Genomic DNA, 18678 nt, shown 5'->3' on the forward strand with positions numbered 1-18678 from the left:
TTCGCCCCCGAAGGCCCACCCGCCGGGCCGCCGGTGCTGCTGCTGCACGGGTTCGCCTCCGACGGGCCCACCGACTGGATCAGCACGGGCTGGCCGTCGGCGCTCACCGCCGCGGGCCGTCCGGTGCTGGTGCCCGACCTGCCCGGCCACGGCTCCAGCCCGGCGCTCGCCGACGTCACGCCGAAGGCGATCGCCGGGGAACTCGCTCTCGCGGCCGGCGATGTGTCCGAAGTGGACGTCGTCGGCTACTCGCTCGGCGCGCGGCTGGCGTGGGAACTGCCCGCGGTGCTGCCGGTCCGGCGGCTGGTGCTGGGCGGGCTCAGCCCGCACGAGCCGTTCGGCGCGGTCGACGTCGAGGCCACGCTGGCGTTCGCCGGTGGCGGGCGGCTGCCGGCGGATCAGCTGACGGCGGCGATCGCGCGGATGATCACCGCACCCGGCCGCGACCCGGCCGCCCTGGCCCAGTGCATCGAAGGCCTGCGGCGCGAGCCGTTCGTCCCGGTGGCGGGCACCCTCACCGTGCCGACCCGGTTCGTCGCGGGCCGGGACGACCCGGTCAGCCAGGGCATCGAGACGCTGGTCCCGCTGGTGCCGGGCAGCGACCTCGTCCAGGTACCCGGCGACCACGGCGGCGCCCTGCGCGGCGCCCCCTTCCGCACCGCGGCCCTCACCTTCCTCACCTCCTGATCGGCCTCAGGGGCGGCGCCTTCCGGGAAAGCGCCGCCCCTGAGCCGTCACCAGGAGCCGTCGGGGGCGACCGCGTGGTCGAGGTGGAGGTGATCGAGCGCGGCACGGATTTCCGTGCCGTGCTCGCGGGCCAAGAGCAGCGCGCCGAGGTTGTCGGTCAGCTGGTCCACCCGGGTCACTCCGAACAGGACGTTCGCCACCGGTTCGTACGCCAGGCAGAAGGCCAGCGCGAGCTGGGCGCGGGTGGCGCCGAAGTCCGCCGCGACGCGCCCGATTTCCGCCGACGCGGCCACGATGGATTCGCGGATGCCGCCGACGTCCGCGCCGATCTTCCGGCTCGGGGAAGCGTTGCCCAGCAGCACTCCGCCTTCGAAGACGTCGGACGCCTGCAGCGCCAGCTGCCCGCTCGCGAAGTGCTTGCGGTAGGGCTGGCCTTCGGCCATCGAGCGGCGCGCGATCGAATACTTGAGCTGGGCGAACTCCGGGCCGGGGAGACCTTCGCGGTCCGCGAACCCCAGTGCTGCGTCCAAATCCGCGGCGAGCCAGTTGTTGACGCCCCAGCCGCCGATCCGCCCGGCCCGGACCTGCTCCGCGACCTCGGTAACGACCCGCGGAACGTCCAGCCGCTCCCGGTAGTCGCCCACCACGACCAGGTCCGCGTACTCCGTGCCGATCCGGCCCAGCGACGCCTCGAGCTGCTCGGCGAAGCCGCTGCGCGGGTGGTCCCAGAGCCAGAGTTTCCCGCACAGCACGTAGTCTTCGCGCGCGATCCCGGCCTTCCGGACGGCCTCGCCGAAGAGGATGTCCGTGCGCGAGTTCTCCGCGTGCGGGCCGAAGTCGTAGTGGGCGACGTCGAACAGCGTGACGCCGGCGTCGACGGCCGTCCGGAGCAGCCGGACGGCGTCGTCGAACGCCATCCGGTCCCAGGTGTTCCACGAACCGAGGCCGAAGGCCGATCTTCCGAGCACGGGTTTTCCTTTCGCCGCAGCACATCTTTCATCTACGATTGTAGAATGAAAACACGGGTTGTGGTGGTCACCGGTGGCGCGAGCGGCATCGGCCGCGGGGTCGCCGAAGCGTTCCTCGCCGCGGGTGACCGGGTGGTCGTGGCCGATGTGGACATCCGCGCGGCGCACGACGTCGGTCGCGAGATCGGCGCCGGGCACGTCGAACTGGACATCGCGGATCCCGCGTCGGTGGAGGCGGCGGCCGCCCTGGTGGCGGACCGGTTCGGGCCGGTGGACGTGCTGGTCAACAACGCCGGCTTGGCCGGGGGCGGCGGGCCGCTGACCGGCCTGGACGTCGAGGTCTTCGACCGCTGCCTGCGGGTCAACTTCCGCGGCACGTTCCTGATGACCCGCGCGGTGGGCGCGCAGATGGCCGCGGCCGGGACGCGCGGGGCGATCGTGAACATCTCCTCGATCGGTGCCCGGCAGCCGACGCCCGGGCTCGGCCACTACGAAGCCACCAAAGCCGCGGTCGACGCGCTGACCCGGTCCGCGGCACTGGAACTGGCGCCGCACGGGATCCGCGTCAACGCGGTCGCACCCGGACCGGTGCTGACCCCGATGACGGCCGGCTTCGCCGCGGACCCGGCCGCCCGCGCGGCCTGGGAGGCCCGGATCCCGCTGGGCCGCATCGCCGCCGTCGAGGACGTCGTCCCGGCCGTGATGTTCCTGGCCTCGCCCGCCGCCGGGCACATCACCGGGGTGAGCCTGGCGGTGGACGGTGGCCAGCTGCTCGCCTGACTATCCCTTGTGGACGATCCGGCCGCCGGTCACGGTCAGCTCGACGGTGACCGACGGCAGGTCCGCCAGGGGAACGCCCACCGGATCGGCACCGAGGACGCAGAAGTCGGCCGCCTTGCCCGGTTCCAGGGACCCCTTCCAGTCCGACGATCCGTCCTGTGCCGCGGCTTCGGTCGTGTAGCAGCGAAGCAGCCGTTCGGACAGCGCGGGCGTGACACCGCGTGCGCCCAGCAGTTCCCCGGCCGCCGCGAGGTGGACGCGCCAGTCGGGGGTGACGACCGGGGCGTCGCTGCTCAGCGTGAGCTGGACCCCGACGTCGAGGACGTCCCGCAGCGGCCACGCCTTCGCGGCGATCTCCTCGCCGAGCGCGGTGGCGACCATCGGCCGCATCGCGGTGGCGATGGCGGGTTGCGTGGTCAGTCCGACGCCCCGGGCGGCCATCCGCCGCAGCTGGGCCGGGGTGACGAGGTCGCCGTGCACGAGGTGGTCGCCGGCCCGCAGGTGCTCGAGGGCGGCTTCGATGCTGCGCTCGCCGGTGGCGTGGACGCCGACCACGAGACCGGCGTCATGGGCCAGAGCGATCATCTTCGCCAGGTTGGCCGCGCGCCCGTCGTCGTCGGGCCCGTCGACGAGCAGGGTTCCGCGCGTGCCGTCAGCGTAGCAGTGGTGGGTCCAGGCCGTGCGCATCGGCGGGATGCCGTCGGCGAAGATCTTGACGCCGGTGACGGCCAGCCACTCCGGATCCGCCGCCGGCACCGGGGTGCCCAGACCACGCTCGAAGTCGGGCAGCGAACTGGCGCCGTCGAGGAGACCGAACAGGCGCAACACGGTGACCCTGGCCCGCAGCCGCCCTTCGCGCTGCAGGGCAGCGTACTCGCCGAGGACGTCCGCCGAGAAGCAGCCCGTCTCGCCCGGACCGAGGCCGGGCTCGGTGTAGCTGGTGATGCCCAGCGCCGCGCAGACGTCGCCGGCCCGCAGGATCGCGGACCGGCGGTCCTCCGCGGTGACCACCGGGGTTTCCTCGTGCAGCGCGCCGAGCAGCGGGTGCGGCCACCGGGCGCCGAGCCAGGCCGCGTGCAGGTGGGCGTCGTTGATGCCCGGCAGCACCGTCCGGCCGGCGAGGTCCAGCACCTCGGTGTCCGGTCCGATGTGGCCGGTCAGGTCGCCGCCGGCCGCGGCGATCCGGCCGTCGCGCACCGCGAGCCCGGTGACCGTGCCGGCGGCGCCGAAGGTGTGCACCACCCCGCCGTGGACCACCAGGTCCGCCGGGTGGATCCGTTGCGCCGTCATGGTTTCCTCCCGGCTCTGGACTTTTTCTTCCACGACTGTAGACTAAAAAGATGGCCCTGCCCACCCACACGGAGGCCGCCGTTCTCACCGGCCACCGCGCTCCCCTCGAACTGCGCGAGCTCCCGCTGCCCGGCGAACCGGAACCCGGCGCCGCGCTCGTCCGGCTCACCTGCACCACGCTGTGCGGCACCGACGTCCACCTGTGGTCGGGGCGGATGAGCCTGCCCGGCATGCTCCCGATGGTGCTGGGCCACGAGATGGTCGGCGAGGTCGTCGCCACCGGCCCCGGCACCACCGACACCCTCGGCCGGGAGATCAAGCCGGGCGACCGCATCGGCTGGTCCGAGTCGACGTGCGGGAAGTGTCACGGCTGCACGGTTCTGCGCGAACCGGTCGCCTGCGAGCACCGCGGCTACGGCTTCCTCCAGCGCGCCGACCGGTTCCCGTACGCCACCGGCGGCCTGGCCCGCTACTGCTACGTCACGCCCGGCGCGGCGAAGCTGCTGCTGCCCGGCGACGTCCCGGACACGTGGGCGTCGATGTCCGGCTGCGCGGGCAAGACCGTGCTGCGCGCGGTGGCCCGATCGGGCGGTATCCGTCCGAACGCGACGGTCGTCGTGCAGGGCGCGGGGGCGCTCGGCGTGTTCGCCACGGCGGTCGCCCGCCTGTGCGGCGCCGGAACCGTGATCACGGTCGGCGGCCCGCCGTCGCGGTTGGCCGTGGCCGAACGGTTCGGGGCCACCGCGACCGTCGACGTCGAGTCCACTCCGGACGAACGCATCGAGCGCGTGCGCGAGCTGACCGGCGGCCGCGGCGCCGACCACGTCTTCGACTTCGCGGGCGGCCCGACGATCGGCGAGGAGGCCGTCGCCTTCGCCGCCCAGCGCGGCACGGTCGCGATCGTCGGGTCCACCGGCCCGGCGCCCGTCCCGGTGCCGCTGGGCACGGTGATGGGCAAGGAACTGACGCTCGCCGGCTCCCTCAACGGCGACATCGCCGACTACCACCGCTCGGTCGGGTTCTTCCGCGCCTTCGCCGGCCGGATGCCGTGGGACGAGCTGTTCAGCGCGCCGGTCGGGCTGGCCGGCGCGTCCGCCGCCGTCGAGTCGATGTCCCGGCTCGGCGAGCTGAAAGCCGTCATCGACCCCCGACTCCCCTAGGAGGGTTCCCGTGCCCATCCCCCAGCGCCGCATCGGCCGCGACGGCCCGCGCACCGGCGTGCTGTCCCTCGGCTCGTGGCACACCTACGACCGGATGGACTTCCGCGAAGCGGTTTCGCTGCTGCGGACCGCCGTCGACGCCGGGATCACGCTCTTCGACGTCGGCGTGTACGGCCTGCCCGGCGGCCCGCCGGTCTTCACCGACGTCCTGTTCTCGGCCATGGTCCGCGCCGCGGGCCTGCGCCGGGACGACTACCTGCTCTCGGCCAAGCTGTGGCTGGAGGGCTACCCGGAGCACAGCCTGCGCGCCCAGCTGGAGAACGCGTTCTTCCGGGCCGGTGTCTCACACGCCGACCTCGTCATCCTCGGCGACCTCCGTCGCGCCGACACGGACCTGCACGCCCTCGTCACCGACCTCGCCGAGCTGCACGACGCGGGACTGATCGGGCAGTGGGGTGTCAACAACTGGTCGGCCTCGGCGATCAAGGCCGTGCACGGCTTCGCGGCCGCGGACGGCGTCCCCGGCCCCGCGATCGCCCAGCTGAAGTACAGCGTGGCCCGGCGGTCCATTCCGGACGGTGCCCCGTTCGCCTCGGTCTTCGGGCTCGGGGTGTCGCTGCAGGCGTCCGACGTCTTCGAAGGCGGGATATTGCTCGGGAAGGGCGGGCGCCAGGTCGGCCGCGACCCGGGCGACGTCCGGCAGCGGATCGCGGACTCCGCCGAGGACCTCGCGAAGGTGGCCGCCGGCGTCGGGGCGACCCCGGCCCAGCTGTGCCTGGCGTTCACCCTCACCCACCCGGCGAACACGACGACGTTGTTCGGCGCCACGAGCGTGCGACAGCTCGAAGACAACCTGAAGGCGGTCGCGCTGGTCGAGCAGGTGGGCGCGGCGGAGCTGCGGGCGCTGGTGGAGCTGTTCTGGGCCGACCGGGACGCCGTCGATCCGGAGGGGCCGTGAACCTCTCCGCCGAGACGCTCCCCGCGATCCGCGCGTCCTTCCGCAACCCCACGCCGCCGGAGGCCATCGGCGACCGGGACATCACCTGGTCGGACCACACGCTGGACGGCGGGGTCGTGGTCACGGTGCTGCAGCCCCGGCACCCGCGCCCGGACGCCCCCGGGCTGTACAGCATCCACGGCGGCGGGATGGTGATGGACGACCGGTTCGCCGACCTGCCGCGCCTGGTGCCGCTGATCGAGGAGTTCGGGTTCGTCTGCGCCACGGTCGAATACCGGCTCGCGCCCGAGCACCCGCACCCGGCGCCGCTCGAAGACTGCTACGCGGGCCTCGCGTGGTTCGCGTCGGCCTTCGGCTTCGAGCAGCTCGTCGTCGGGGGCGGCAGCGCGGGCGGCGGGCTCGGTGCCGGGGTGGCGCTGCTGGCCCGCGACCGCGGCGGGCCGGCACTGGCCGGGCAGCTGCTGCTGTGCCCGATGCTCGACGACCGGACGTCGGCCGACCTCCCGGACCTCGTGTGGACGAAGCAGGCCAACGACTTCGGCTGGCGCAGCCTGCTGAACGGGCAGGTCTCGCCGTACGCGGCCCCGGCGCGGATGGCGGACTTGAGCGGCCTGCCACCGGCGTTCGTCGAGGTCGGCGGCGCGGAGCTGTTCCGCGACGAGGACGTGGCCTACGCCCAGCGGCTGGCCGAGGCGGGGGTTCCCACCGAGCTGCACGTCTGGGCGGGAGCCCACCACGGCTTCGACCGCTTCGATCCGGAGGCCGAGGTGACCCGCGCGGCACTGGCCGCGCGGTCCTCGTGGCTGCGACGCCTGCTCAGTTCCCGATGAGGAACCGCGCCGCCTGCTCACCGACCAGAACCGCCGGCGCGTTCGTGTTGCCCGTCGTCACGCAGGGCAGCACCGACGCGGACGGCGGACCTCCCTGACCTGCCGCCGGCGTTCATCGAAGTCGGCGCCGCGGAGCCGCTCCGCGACGAGGACATGGCCTACGCCCAGCAGCGAACCAAGGCAGGTGCCCCCACCGAGCTGCGGCGCCTGCTCAGTTCCCGATGAGGAACCGCGCCGCCTGCTCGCCGACCAGAACCGCCGGCGCGTTCGTGTTGCCCGTCGTCACGCGGGGCAGCACCGACGCGTCGGCGACCATCAGGCCGTCCAGGCCGGGCACGGCCAGCCGCGGGTCGACGACCGCGTGCGGGCCGGTGCCCATCCGGCAGGTGCCGACCTGGTGGTGGTAGGTGATCGCCGTCCGGCGGACGTACTCGCGGACGTCGGTACCCGGCGCCGGGTACCGCGGCCGGGCGCCCCACTCCTCCGCCAGCGCCGGCGCGCGGCCGACCTCGAGGCACTGCTCGACCGATGCCACCAGGCTCTCGAAGTCCGCCGGTGCGGACAGGGCGGCGAGGTCGATCAGCAGTTCGTCGTCGGGCGAAGGACCGGACAGCTTCAGGCTCCCCCGGCTCTCCGGCGTCACCATGCCCGCCATCAGCGAGAACCCGGTCGGCGGCCCGGACATCCACGGCTCGTACATCGGCACGCTGAAGCAGATCGGCTGGGTGTCGGGCACCGCGAGGCCGTCCCGGCTGCGCCAGAACCAGTGCACCTGCGTCACCGGACGGCCCGGCGCCGGCGCGACCTCGCGGGCGGTCGAGAAGATGACCGGCGAGAGCAGGTGATCGTGCAGGTTCCGCCCCACGCCCGGCAGGTCCGCGACGACGTCGAGGCCGAGCGCGCGCAGCTCGTCCGCCGGGCCGACGCCGCTGCGGAGCAGGATCGCGGGCGAAGCCAGCGCCCCCGCGGCGAGCACCACCAGGTCCGCGGAAAGCTCCCGCAGCGCACCGTCAAGAGCGACCACCACCCCGGTCACGCGGGAGCCGGAGAACCGCAGCCGGTGCACCAGCGCTCCCGTGTGGACAGTCATCCGCGCGGCCACCGGCGCCCCGTAGGCGTGCCAGGTGGTGAACCGCCGGCCACCGCGCAGCGTGATCTGCTCGACCGAAACGCCGTCCAGTTTTCCGCTGTTGTAATCCGGGTTCAGCGGCAGCCCAGCCGAAACGCAGGCGTCCACTATGGACTTCTGAACCGGGTGCAGCGGCTCGTTCGGGACGACCTCCAGGAGGTCCTTCTCGATCCGCGCGAACACCGGCTCGACGTCGGCCCAGGTCCAGCCGGGCAGGCCCCAGCCGTCGTAGTCGGCCGGGGCGCCGCGGACCCAGATCATCGCGTTCAGCGCGTGCGACCCGCCGAGCACCCGGCCGCGCGGCAGGTGCAGCCGCCGTCCGGCGGCGTGCTCCTGCGGAACCGTGTACAGGTCCCAGTCTTCGGGCCCGTGCCACAGCTCCCCGGCCCGGGCGGGGTCGTGGATGGCCGGGTTGACGTCCTCGCCGCCGGCCTCCAGCAGCGTCACCGCCGCGCCCGCGTCCACCAGCCGCCGCGCCACCACCGAACCGGCCGAGCCGGCGCCCACCACGATCACGTCCATGCGGCCCAGCCTGACGCGCGGCCCGTACCCCGCGCGGGATCCCTTCGCGGTCGGTCAACGGGCGTGCGGGAGCGGACAAGACCCGCGGCGGCCCGCCGCCCGATACTCGGTGCACCCCAGGCCGAGGAGGACAGCGGGATGGCGACACGCCTCTGCATCGACGGACAGTGGACCGAAGCCGGCGGCGGCGCGCTCCCGACCCGCGACCCGGCCACCGGCCGGATCCTCGAAGAGGTCGGCACGGCTTCGCGGGCCGACGTCGACGCCGCCGTCGCGGCCGCGCGGCGAGCGCTTTCCGCACCCGGGTGGGCCGGGCTGCCGCCGATCCGGCGCGCCGCCCTGCTGTTCCGGCTGGCCGACCTCGTCGAGCAGCACCACGAAGAACTGGCGCGGCTGGAAACCCTGGACCAGGGCCAGCCGATCGGGGTGTCCCGGCAGGTGAGCGTGACCGGCGCGGCCGAGCACTTCCGGTACTTCGCGGGCTGGGTCACCAAGCTGCAGGGCACCACGAACCCGGTGTCCTTCCCGGACACGCTGCACTACACCCGCCGCGAGCCGGTCGGGGTGAACGCGCTGATCACGCCGTGGAACTTCCCGCTGATGATCCTCGCCTGGAAGCTCGCCCCGGCGCTGGCCACCGGCAACACCGTGGTGATCAAGCCCAGCGAGGTCACGCCGCTGACCAGCATCCGGCTGGTCGAGCTGGCGCACGAGGCCGGGATCCCGGCGGGCGTGGTCAACCTCGTCACCGGCGACGGCGCCGTCGGCGCCCTCCTGACCGAGCACCCCGACGTCGACCACGTCTCCTACACCGGTTCCACGGCGGTCGGGAAGCTGATCACGGCGGCGAGCGCGGCGTCCAACCTCAAGCGGCTCACCCTCGAACTCGGCGGGAAGGCCCGAGCATCATCGCGGCCGACGCCGACATCGACGCCGCCGTCGCGGGCAACCTCGCCGGCGCGACGCTCAACACCGGCCAGGTCTGCGCGGCGTACACGCGCTTCTACGTCGACCGCAAGCGCGAGCAGGAGTTCGTCGACAAGCTGGCGCGCGGCCTGGAAGGCCTGCGGCTCGGGCCGGGCACCGAAGAGACCACGCAGCTCGGGCCGCTCGTGTCCGAGAAGCACCGCGAACACGTCGACTTCCTGGTCGGCACCGGCCGCGACCAGGGCGCCGAACTGGTCACCGGCGGGAACCCGGTCGACGGCGACGGCTACTTCTACGCCCCGACGCTGTTCGCCGGCGTCCGCGACGACATGGCGATCATGCGCGAAGAGATCTTCGGCCCGGTGCTGGCCGTGACGGCCTACGACGACGGCGACGAGCCACTGGCCCGCGCCAACGACACCGAATACGGCCTGGCCGCCACGGTGTGGACCCGCGACATCCGCACGGCGCAGCGCTACGCGGACGGCCTCCGGGCCGGCGCGGTGTTCGTCAACATGCCCCCGATCCCGGACATGGCGGCGCCGTGGGGCGGGTACAAAGCGTCCGGCTGGGGCCGCGAGATGGGCCCGTGGGCGCTCGACGCGTACACCGAAACCAAGTCCGTCTGGCTCCACTACGGCAGCTGAGGGGGTTTCACCGCGCCATGGATCGTATATTATTTGAGATACTTTCTCTCGAACCGGCAGGCAGGACCACCGATGACGCCTCTCCCGCAGCGGCCCGGCAAGATCATCGCGCTGCACCTCAACTACCGCTCCCGCGCCGCCCAGCGCGGCCGGGTACCGGAGCAGCCGTCGTACTTCCTCAAGCCCCCGACGTCCGTCGCGGCGAGCGGCACCGCCCTCGAACGGCCGGCCGGCACCGAACTGCTGGGCTTCGAAGGCGAGATCGCGCTCGTCATCGGCCGCACGGCCCGCCGCGTCACGCCCGAAGAGGGCTGGTCGCACGTCGGCGGCGTCACCGCGGCCACCGACTTCGGCGTCTACGACCTGCGGTACGCCGACAAGGGCAGCAACCTGCGCGCCAAGGGCGGCGACGGCTTCACCCCGCTCGGGCCGTCGGTCCTGCCCGCGGCCGGCGTCGACCCGGCGGCCCTGCGGCTGCGGACCTGGCTCAACGGCGAACTCGTCCAGGAGGACACCACCGCCGGCCTGCTCTTCGGCTTCGGACGGCTCGTCGCCGACCTCTCGCAGCTGATCACCCTCGAACCCGGCGATGTCGTCCTGACCGGGACACCCGCGGGAGCGTCGGTCGCCGTTCCCGGCGACGTGGTCGAAGTGGAGGTCGACGGCGGCGGCCACACCACCGGCAGGCTCGTCACCCCGATCACCGAGGGGACTGTCCCCTTCGGACCGTTCGGCGCTCTCCCCCGCATCGACGAGCAGCAGCGCGCGGACGCGTACGGGACCGCCGAGCCGCAGTTCGAGCTGACGGCCTCCCTGAAGCAGCGGATCGAATCCGTCGGCACCGCCACGCTGTCGGCCCAGCTGCGCAAGCGCGGGTACAACGCCGTGTCGATCGACGGGCTCACCTCGACCAGGCCCGGTGCCCGGCTGACCGGTCGCGCACGGACCCTGCGGTACCTGCCGTACCGCGAAGACCTGTTCACCGAACGCGGCGGCGGCTACAACGCGCAGAAGCGGGCGATCGACGGCCTCGGCCCGGGTGACGTCCTCGTCATGGAGGCCCGCGGCGAACGCGGCACCGGCACGGTCGGCGACATCCTCGCGCTGCGGGCCCAGGTCCGCGGCGCCGCCGGGATCGTCACCGACGGCGGGGTCCGCGACCTGGCTGCGGTGTCCGCTTTGGACATTCCCACCTACCACGCCGGGGCGCACCCGGCGGTGCTCGGCCGGCGGCACGTGCCGTGGGACGTCGACATCGCCATCGCCTGCGGTGGCGCCGCGGTCCGCCCGGGCGACGTCATCGCCGGCGACGCTGACGGCGTCCTGGTCATCCCGCCGGACCTCGTCGAAGAAGTCGTCGACGCGGCGATCGAGCAGGAGCTGCAGGAGACGTTCATCGCCGAGCGGGTCGCCGACGGCGAGCGCGTCGAAGGCCTCTACCCGATGGACGAGCACTGGCGCGGGAGGTACGCGGCATGGCGCGCGAACCGGTGAACGGCACCACAATGAGCAAGTCGCGGATCGCCTACGAGTGGATCAGGGCCCGGATCGCCGACGGCACCTTCTCCCCCGGCTACCGCCTGGTACTGGGCCAGCTCGCGCAGGAACTCGGCGTCAGCGTGGTGCCGGTCCGCGAGGCGATCAGGCTGCTGGAGGCCGAGGGCCTGGTGACCTTCGAGCGCAACGTCGGCGCCCAGGTCGCGATGGTCGACGAGAGCGAGTACCAGCACACGATGCAGACCCTCGCCCTGGTCGAGGGCTACGCCGCCGCGCTCGCCGCGCCGGTCCTCGCGCCGGGCACGCTGGCGAAGGCCCGCGCGCTGAACGCCGAGCTGGCCGGCTGCCTCGGCGACTTCGAACCCGCGAGGTTCACCGGCCTCAACCGCGACTTCCACGCCGTACTGTTCGAAGCCTGCCCCAACCCGCAGGTCCTCGACCTCGTCCGCCGCGGCTGGGACCGGCTCAGCCACCTGCGCAGCTCGACGTTCAGCTTCGTGCCCGGCCGCGCCCGCGAGTCGGTCGCCGAGCACGAAACCATCCTCGGCCTGCTCGAACGCGGCGCGCCCGGTCCGGAGATCGAACAGGCCGTCCGCGCACACCGGCTGGCCACCCTGGACGCCTACCTCGCCCACCGCCGCCACTGACGCACGAAGGGAAACCCATGCGCTTCCGCTCCGACCCCCGGGCCATCCGCGGGTCGATCGCGCCCCTGATGACGCCGTTCACCGCCGAGGGGGCCGTCGACCACGACGGCCTGAAGAACCTCGTGCGCTGGCAGCTGGCTTCGGGCACGCACGGCATCTCGATCGGCGGTTCCACCGGCGAGCCCGGCTCCCAGACGGTGGCCGAGCGCGCCGAGGCGATCCGGACGGTGGCGGCCGAGGTCGGCGACCGCGTCCCGTTCGTCCCCGGAACCGGCTCGGCGAAGCTCGACGAAACCCTGGAACTCACCGCGGCCGCGCGCGACGCCGGAATCGACGCGGCCCTGATCATCACGCCGTACTACGCGCGGCCCACCCAGGACGCCCTGTTCGTCTGGTACCGCACGGTCTGCCAGGAGTTCCCGGACCTGCCGATCATCGCCTACAACGTCCCGAGCCGGACCGCGGTCGACCTCGCACCCGAGACCGTCGCGCGGCTCTACCGCTCGTGCGACAACTTCGCCGGGATCAAGGAGACGACGAAGGACTTCGAGCACTTCTCGCGCGTGCTGCACTTGTGCGGCCGCGACCTGGTCGTGTGGTCCGGGATCGAGCTGCTCTGCCTGCCGCTGCTGGCGCTCGGCGGCGCCGGGTTCGTCAGCGCGACGGCCAACATCGCCCCGGCCGCGTGCGCCGAGATGTACGAAGCCTGGCAGGCCGGCGACCACGAACGGGCGCGGGAGATCCACTACGGCCTGCATCCGCTGGTCGACCTGCTGTTCGTCGAAACCAATCCGGCGCCCGGGAAGTGGGTGCTGGAACAGCGCGGGCTGATCGCCTCCGGGCACGTCCGGCCGCCGCTGATCCCGCCGACCGAAGCCGGCCTCGCCCGGATCAAGGACCTGATGGCCGAAGGCGCGCAGTACCTCAGCCCGGTCGAAGGCTTCTCCCCGGAAGGAAAGGCATGACCCACCACGTCCCGGACGGACTGCCGGGCGAGCTCAAGCACTACATCGGCGGCGAGCTCGTCGACAGCGTCTCCGGCAGAACGTTCGACGTGCTCGACCCGGTGTCCAACACCCCGTACGTCACCGCCGCGGCGGGCCAGGCCGAGGACGTCGACCGCGCGGTCGCGGCGGCGCGCCGGGCGTTCACCGGTGGGCCGTGGCCGCGGATGCTGCCGCGGGCACGGGCTCGCGTGCTGAACAAGATCGCCGACGCCGTCGAAGCCCAGGACCGGCGGCTGGCCGAGCTGGAGACGTTCGACACCGGCCTGCCGATCACCCAGGCGCTCGGCCAGGCGCAGCGCGCGGCGGAGAACTTCCGGTTCTTCGCCGACCTCGTCGTGGCCCAGGCCGACGACACCTACCAGGTGCCCGGGCGGCAGGTGAACTACGTGCACCGCAAGCCGGTCGGCGTCGCCGGGCTGATCACGCCGTGGAACACACCGTTCATGCTGGAGAGCTGGAAGCTCGCGCCGGCGCTGGCCTCGGGCTGCACGGTGGTGCTCAAGCCGGCCGAGTTCACGCCGCTCTCGGCGAGCCTGTGGGCGGGGATCTTCGCCGAGGCGGGGCTGCCGGACGGGGTGTTCAACCTCGTCAACGGCTTCGGCGAGGAAGCGGGTGACGCGCTGGTCAAGCACCCGGACGTCCCGCTGATCTCGTTCACCGGCGAGACCACGACCGGGCAGACGATCTACCGCAACTGCGCGGCGCACCTCAAGGGCATGTCGATGGAGCTGGGCGGCAAGTCCCCGGCGATCGTCTTCGCCGACGCCGACCTCGACGCGGCACTGGACTCGACACTGTTCGGGGTGTTCTCTCTCAACGGCGAACGCTGCACCGCGGGCAGCCGCATCCTGGTCGAGCGCCCGATCTACGCCGAGTTCTGCGCGCGGTACGCGGAACGGGCCGCGAACATCGTCGTGGGCGACCCGCACGACCCGGCCACCGAGGTCGGCGCGCTGGTGCACCCCGAGCACTACGACAAGGTCATGCGCTACGTCGAGCTGGGCAAGACCGAGGGCCGGCTGCTCGCCGGCGGCGGTCGTCCGTCCGGTTTGGACAGCGGGAACTACGTGGCGCCGACGGTGTTCGCCGACGTCCCCCCGACCGCGCGGATCTTCCAGGAGGAGATCTTCGGCCCCGTCGTCGCCCTGACGCCGTTCGACACCGAGGCCGAAGCCCTCGCGCTCGCCAACGACGTCAAGTACGGCCTGGCCGCGTACCTGTGGACGTCCGACCTGACACGGGCGCACACGTTCGCGCAGTCGGTCGAAGCCGGGATGGTCTGGCTGAACTCGCACAACGTCCGCGACCTGCGGACGCCCTTCGGCGGGGTCAAGGCGTCCGGCCTCGGCCACGAAGGCGGCTACCGCTCCCTCGACTTCTACACCGACCAGCAGGCCATCCACGTCTCACTCGGACCGGTGCACACGGCACGGTTCGGCGCCGGGAAGGAAACCGCATGACCGCCACCCCGCCGGACGTCATCCGCTGCGCGTACGCCGAACTCGTCGTCACGGACCTGGCCGCGTCGCGGGCGTTCTACGTCGACGTGCTCGGGCTCGTCGTCACCCACGAAGACTCCTCCGCGCTGTACCTCAGGGCGTTCGAGGAATACCTGCACCACTCGCTGGTGCTGCGCGAGGGCCCGGAACCCGCGCTGGGCGTGCTGGCCTACCGGGTACGCACCCCGGCCGACCTCGAGCTGGCCGAGGCGTACTACCGCGGGCTCGGCTGCCCGGTCTCCCGGCGAACGGCCGGCGCCACCCGCGGCATCGGCGAGGCGGTGCGCGTGCTCGACCCGCTCGGGTTCCCGGTCGAGTTCTTCCACGAGGCCGAGCACGTCGAGCGGTTCACCCAGCGCTACGACGTCCACGGCGCCGGCGCGCTGTCGCGGTTGGACCACTTCAACCTCGACACCCCGGACGTCCCGGCGGCCCGGAAGTACTACGAGGGCCTGGGTTTCCGCGTCTCGGAGGACATCCAGGACGACGAGGGCACGGTGTACGCGGCCTGGATGTTCCGCAAGCCGACGGTCCACGACGTGGCCCTGACCGGCGGCGACGGCCCGCGGCTGCACCACATCGCGTTCGCCTCGCACGAACGGCACCAGATCCTGCACATCTGCGACCACCTGGGCGCACTGCGGAAGTCCGGGATGATCGAACGCGGCCCGGGCCGCCACGGCGTGTCGAACGCGTTCTACCTCTACCTCCGCGACCCGGACGGGCACCGCATCGAGCTCTACACGCACGACTACTACACGGGGGACCCGGACAACCCGGTGATCACCTGGGACGTCCACGACAACCAGCGCCGCGACTGGTGGGGCAACCCGGTGGTGCCGAGCTGGTACACCGACGCGTCGCTCGTGCTCGACCTCGACGGGCGCGTCCAGCCGGTCGTCGAACGGGCCGAGCCGCGCGAAGCCGACGTCACCATCGGCGCCGACGGATTCTCCCACACCGGCGGGGCGGAGTACAAGCTGGGCGAGCAGGTGTAAAACCACGCACGGGTGCGGTGCCGGAGGTCGGCGGCAGCCGGATCCGGCGCGAAACGACAGGTCCCGACCAGGTTCGTGGAAGGTTGACACAGAGAAGGTCGCTGATCGTAAAGATTTCGCAATAATCGCCAGTCACCCTGGGCGACGGTAAGCACACTGACCGCTACCTTCAGGGGGCGCGATCATGAGCGACAACTCGACGACAGCCGCCGTCCACTCGACCCAGGTGACACGAAACGGCGGGTTGGCAGTGTTCGCCCTGCTGGCGGTGGTCACCGTGGTGGACCAGCTCGGCAAGTGGTGGGCCTGGCGGCACGCACCCCTGGCGAGAATCAACTACGGCGGCAACTTCCTCGTCGGCGAAACGATCAGCCACTGGTACGCCGACCCGACCACCGGCGCACTGCTCGACCTGATGGACTTCGGTGTGCTGACCGCCGCCGCGGTCGTCCTGATCCGCCGCCGGCCGTCGGCGGTCGTTCTCGTTCCCGCCGGCCTCATGGTCGGTGGCTGGATCAGCAACCTGTTCGACCGCCTGGGGCTGCACTACCTGACCGCCCCGGGCAGCGTGCGCGGAGCGGTCGACTTCATCGCACTCGGCCCGATCCGCTACAACCTGGCCGACGTGTTCATCGTCTGCGCCACGCTTTTGTTCATCCTCGCCGTGATCACCAGCACCTTGTTCACCAACCGGCCCAGAGCCGCGTCCCCCGCGCCCCCGAAGCGACACCATCGACGTCGCACCTGGCTGTCCGGAGTCGCCACCGCCACCTGTCTCGTCCTGGTCGTCGGTTTCGGAGCGCTGAACTACGGCGGCGTGACCACACCGAACCCCTCCCCCGGCACCACCAGCACCCGATAACCGACGGCGAGGGCACCGGGAGAGTTCGCCGTCGGCACCGAAGTCGGGACCGGTGCCGGGGACGACGTGCCCGAGGTCGAGCCCGGGGCAGGCGGCCATCGTGCCGCCTGCCCCCGAGCCGTGCTCAGCGATCCTTGTTCACCACGAGGAACTGCCCGAACCGGCGGCCCAGTTTGCCGTTCGGCTTCAGCTCGACGTCCGTTTCGGCCGGTCCGTCCTGGGTGATCTCGTAGCTGCCGACCTGGCCCGGGTAGCCGTAACCCAGCGCCGTCTCGCCCCACACCAGGCCGACCGTGAAGCCGTAGGGCTTCTCCTTGCGCGGGGTGATGGTGAACTTGCTGTTGATCGACAGGTGCTGCCAGTAGTGCTGCTTGACGCCGTTCAGGTCGGACAGCGGGCTCAAGGCGATGTTGCGCATCACGTAGAACGTCTCGCCCGCCGACTGCGTGGCCTTCAGCAGTTGGGCATCGTAGTCGGCCGCCTCGGCTTTGATGGTCTCGACGGTGGCCTCCAGCTCCCCGATGGCCCCCTTGATCCGGGGTTCGTTCTCCTGGAACTTCCGGAGGAACTTGAGGTACTCCGTGAACGACTCGCCGGAGTTCTTGGTCCGGTACTTCACGGTGAGCTTCTTGCCCTTGCTGCCCGGCTCCTGCACCGTCAAGTCGTCGAGCTTGAGCTCCTTCACCCGCTCGTAGAACTTGTCGTAGGCGTCCGCCGTCCGGCTCGCGAAGCCCTGCTTCACCGCGGCTTCGTCCTTCTTGCTGATCGGTTTGGGCGTGACCGCGTAGAGGTTCCACCGCAGCTGGTAGGGGAACACGGTGCAGATGTAGGCCGACGAGAAGTCGCCGGTGTCCTTGGTCTTCTCGTGCGGGAGTTTCCCGCGGTGCGAGTTCAGCAACGACCCGAAGGCCCGCGTGTGGGTGTACCACACGCCGGAGGCGCTGAACTCCCCCACCCAGTCGGCCTTGAACTTCGCCTCGTCCGCCGTTCCGGACGAAATCCCGTCACCGCCCGACTCGACCGCCATGGTGAGCTTCGCGCCGTGGTCCTTGACGATGCTGTAGACGAAGTTCGCCGCGCCCAGCACCGCGCCCAGGATGCCGCCGCCCGTGCCGGCGATGGTCTGCGCCTGGGTCTGCGGACTGGCCGTGACCGACTGGACGCTGCCGCTGACGTTGCCGTCCTTGTCCACGTTCGTCGTCTGGGTCTGCGTTACTCCGGATGTCATGGTCTTCCCGTCTGGTCGGTGGAAACGGTGGTCACTGGACGTTCACGAAGTGGCTCGCGTCGAACGAGTCGATGTCCTCCTCGTCGGAGGAGTAGTCGATCTGCAGGTCCCCGTCGGAGACGGCCTGCATCAGCTCCGCGAAGCTCGACGGGTCGTTCAGGAACGTCTCGACCTCGGCGTCGGTGACCGCTTCGCCGTCCGAAGCCGGCGTGCCCGGCACGTATGGCTTTCCGTTCTGGTACAGCTGGTTCTGGCGGTCGTAGTAGATGTCCTGCCCCGGATAACCGGTGTGCAGGAAAACCTCGGTCGTCTTGTCCGCCAGGAACACCCGCCCCGCACTGTCCTTCAGGAACCCACCGGACTCGGTGAACGTCTGCTGCGGCGTGTACGGCTTCCCACCCTGGTACAGCTGGTTCTGGCGGTCGTAGTAGACGCCCTGCCCCGGATAACCGGTGTGCAGGAAAACCTCGGTCGTCTTGTCCGCCAGGAACACCCGCCCCGCACTGTCCTTCAGGAACCCGCCCGACTCGGTGAACGTCTGCTGCGGCGTGTACGGCTTCCCACCCTGGTACAGCCGGTTCTCGCGGTCGTAGTAGACGCCCTGCCCCGGATAACCGGTGTGCAGGAAAACCTCCGTCGTCCTGTCCGCCAGGAACACCCGCCCCGCGCCGTCCTTCAGGAACCCACCCGACTCGGTGAACTGCGGCGCCCAGCCCTCGGCGTCGATGAAGCTCCGGGCGAACTTCTCCGGCTCCTTCTCGTAGTCGGTGCCGGTCTCCTCGAGTTCTTTGGTGACGGCGCCCACCAGGTCGTCGAGGTCGGAGCCCTGCAGGCCTCGGCCTTCCAGGTCCTTCCTGAACTCCTCCCCGAAGTCGTCGTACCGCGGTTTGCTCGCCCCGTTCTTGAGGTACATCGCGTGCAGGGCGGCGTGCACCCGCTTCTCGGTGTCCTTGGACCGAACCACTTCGCGTACTTGGTCGAGCGCCATGGCGGCTCCTCATCAGGGCGTGGGCGGTCCTCCAATCGGCGGGGGCACACCCGG

16 protein-coding genes and 2 pseudogenes are annotated in these 18678 nt (G+C 71.7%); 13 read left to right on the forward strand and 5 right to left on the reverse strand.

What is annotated here, in order from left to right:
* The first annotated feature begins 33 nt into the window (after nt 1-33).
* Entirely contained in the window at nt 34-687 is a 654-nt protein-coding gene (locus tag HUT10_RS07900; RefSeq protein WP_176177720.1) for an alpha/beta fold hydrolase, read from the forward strand.
* Between the two features lie 47 nt (nt 688-734).
* On the opposite strand, the gene HUT10_RS07905 is transcribed toward HUT10_RS07900, so the two are convergent.
* Nucleotides 735-1655 carry an aldo/keto reductase gene (locus tag HUT10_RS07905; RefSeq protein WP_303246947.1) on the reverse strand — a complete coding sequence of 307 codons (921 nt, stop codon included), beginning with the start codon at nt 1653-1655 and terminating at the stop codon, nt 735-737.
* A 45-nt stretch (nt 1656-1700) separates the two neighbouring features.
* Here HUT10_RS07905 and HUT10_RS07910 point away from each other — a divergent pair, with 45 nt between their 5' ends.
* Nucleotides 1701-2435, forward strand: coding sequence for an SDR family NAD(P)-dependent oxidoreductase (locus HUT10_RS07910; protein ID WP_176170569.1), 735 nt, complete (start codon nt 1701-1703; stop codon nt 2433-2435).
* On the opposite strand, the gene HUT10_RS07915 is transcribed toward HUT10_RS07910, so the two are convergent.
* Nucleotides 2436-3758, reverse strand: a complete 1323-nt coding sequence (locus HUT10_RS07915) for an amidohydrolase (RefSeq protein ID WP_254896749.1) — start codon at nt 3756-3758, stop codon at nt 2436-2438.
* 23 nt (nt 3759-3781) lie between these two features.
* Between HUT10_RS07915 and HUT10_RS07920 the strand changes: the two genes are divergently transcribed.
* From HUT10_RS07920 to HUT10_RS50670, 4 genes and pseudogenes are all read left to right on the forward strand, one after another.
* On the forward strand, nt 3782-4885 hold the full coding sequence (locus HUT10_RS07920; protein WP_217709747.1) for a zinc-binding dehydrogenase: 1104 nt from the start codon (nt 3782-3784) through the stop codon (nt 4883-4885).
* Between the two features lie 10 nt (nt 4886-4895).
* Nucleotides 4896-5843 (forward strand): aldo/keto reductase, encoded by a 948-nt coding sequence (locus tag HUT10_RS07925; RefSeq protein ID WP_176170571.1) that lies wholly within the window; start codon nt 4896-4898, stop codon nt 5841-5843.
* Complete coding sequence (locus HUT10_RS07930; protein WP_254896750.1) at nt 5840-6673, forward strand: alpha/beta hydrolase; 834 nt, start codon at nt 5840-5842, stop codon at nt 6671-6673. The genes HUT10_RS07925 and HUT10_RS07930 overlap by 4 nt, the downstream gene beginning before the upstream one ends.
* Before the next feature lie 66 nt (nt 6674-6739).
* A pseudogene (locus HUT10_RS50670) lies at nt 6740-6874 on the forward strand (alpha/beta hydrolase fold domain-containing protein); the annotation flags it as partial.
* 10 nt (nt 6875-6884) lie between these two features.
* Here the strand turns inward: HUT10_RS50670 and HUT10_RS07940 are convergent.
* Nucleotides 6885-8324, reverse strand: a complete 1440-nt coding sequence (locus tag HUT10_RS07940; protein ID WP_176170572.1) for a GMC family oxidoreductase — start codon at nt 8322-8324, stop codon at nt 6885-6887.
* 138 nt (nt 8325-8462) lie between these two features.
* On the opposite strand from HUT10_RS07940, the pseudogene HUT10_RS07945 reads away from it, so the two are divergent.
* From HUT10_RS07945 to HUT10_RS07975, 7 genes and pseudogenes are all read left to right on the forward strand, one after another.
* Nucleotides 8463-9898, forward strand: a pseudogene (locus tag HUT10_RS07945) (aldehyde dehydrogenase).
* A gap of 72 nt (nt 9899-9970) precedes the next feature.
* Nucleotides 9971-11392, forward strand: a complete 1422-nt coding sequence (locus HUT10_RS07950; protein ID WP_176170573.1) for a fumarylacetoacetate hydrolase family protein — start codon at nt 9971-9973, stop codon at nt 11390-11392.
* On the forward strand, nt 11374-12042 hold the full coding sequence (locus HUT10_RS07955) for a GntR family transcriptional regulator (RefSeq protein WP_176170574.1): 669 nt from the start codon (nt 11374-11376) through the stop codon (nt 12040-12042). Before HUT10_RS07950 ends, HUT10_RS07955 begins: the two co-directional genes overlap by 19 nt.
* Nucleotides 12043-12059: 17 nt before the next feature.
* On the forward strand, nt 12060-13007 hold the full coding sequence (gene dapA, locus HUT10_RS07960) for a 4-hydroxy-tetrahydrodipicolinate synthase (RefSeq protein ID WP_176170575.1): 948 nt from the start codon (nt 12060-12062) through the stop codon (nt 13005-13007).
* Entirely contained in the window at nt 13004-14509 is a 1506-nt protein-coding gene (gene hpaE / locus HUT10_RS07965) for a 5-carboxymethyl-2-hydroxymuconate semialdehyde dehydrogenase (protein ID WP_176170576.1), read from the forward strand. The genes dapA and hpaE overlap by 4 nt, the downstream gene beginning before the upstream one ends.
* Nucleotides 14506-15546: a 3,4-dihydroxyphenylacetate 2,3-dioxygenase gene (gene hpaD, locus HUT10_RS07970; RefSeq protein WP_176170577.1), complete on the forward strand. Its 1041-nt coding sequence runs from the start codon at nt 14506-14508 to the stop codon at nt 15544-15546. Before hpaE ends, hpaD begins: the two co-directional genes overlap by 4 nt.
* A 184-nt stretch (nt 15547-15730) precedes the next feature.
* Nucleotides 15731-16408: a signal peptidase II gene (locus HUT10_RS07975; RefSeq protein WP_176170578.1), complete on the forward strand. Its 678-nt coding sequence runs from the start codon at nt 15731-15733 to the stop codon at nt 16406-16408.
* 124 nt (nt 16409-16532) lie between these two features.
* Here the strand turns inward: HUT10_RS07975 and HUT10_RS07980 are convergent, their stop codons facing one another.
* Together HUT10_RS07980 and HUT10_RS07985 are read right to left on the reverse strand one after the other, a co-directional pair.
* Entirely contained in the window at nt 16533-17636 is a 1104-nt protein-coding gene (locus HUT10_RS07980; protein ID WP_176170579.1) for a hypothetical protein, read from the reverse strand.
* 31 nt (nt 17637-17667) lie between these two features.
* Nucleotides 17668-18624 carry a hypothetical protein gene (locus HUT10_RS07985; RefSeq protein ID WP_176170580.1) on the reverse strand — a complete coding sequence of 319 codons (957 nt, stop codon included), beginning with the start codon at nt 18622-18624 and terminating at the stop codon, nt 17668-17670.
* Nucleotides 18625-18678: the final 54 nt, after the last annotated feature.

The organism is Amycolatopsis sp. Hca4 (assembly GCF_013364075.1).
GTDB lineage: Bacteria > Actinomycetota > Actinomycetes > Mycobacteriales > Pseudonocardiaceae > Amycolatopsis.

Bases quoted from the DNA above. Each gene is read 5' to 3' on its own strand.
- HUT10_RS07910 (WP_176170569.1), top strand. From the start codon at position 1,701: ATGAAAACACGGGTTGTGGTGGTCACCGGTGGCGCGAGCGGCATCGGC.
- HUT10_RS07940 (WP_176170572.1), bottom strand. From the start codon at position 8,324: ATGGACGTGATCGTGGTGGGCGCCGGCTCGGCCGGTTCGGTGGTGGCG.
- HUT10_RS07950 (WP_176170573.1), top strand. From the start codon at position 9,971: ATGACGCCTCTCCCGCAGCGGCCCGGCAAGATCATCGCGCTGCACCTC.
- HUT10_RS07955 (WP_176170574.1), top strand. From the start codon at position 11,374: ATGGCGCGCGAACCGGTGAACGGCACCACAATGAGCAAGTCGCGGATC.
- dapA (WP_176170575.1), top strand. From the start codon at position 12,060: ATGCGCTTCCGCTCCGACCCCCGGGCCATCCGCGGGTCGATCGCGCCC.
- hpaE (WP_176170576.1), top strand. From the start codon at position 13,004: ATGACCCACCACGTCCCGGACGGACTGCCGGGCGAGCTCAAGCACTAC.
- hpaD (WP_176170577.1), top strand. From the start codon at position 14,506: ATGACCGCCACCCCGCCGGACGTCATCCGCTGCGCGTACGCCGAACTC.
- HUT10_RS07975 (WP_176170578.1), top strand. From the start codon at position 15,731: ATGAGCGACAACTCGACGACAGCCGCCGTCCACTCGACCCAGGTGACA.
- HUT10_RS07980 (WP_176170579.1), bottom strand. From the start codon at position 17,636: ATGACATCCGGAGTAACGCAGACCCAGACGACGAACGTGGACAAGGAC.
- HUT10_RS07985 (WP_176170580.1), bottom strand. From the start codon at position 18,624: ATGGCGCTCGACCAAGTACGCGAAGTGGTTCGGTCCAAGGACACCGAG.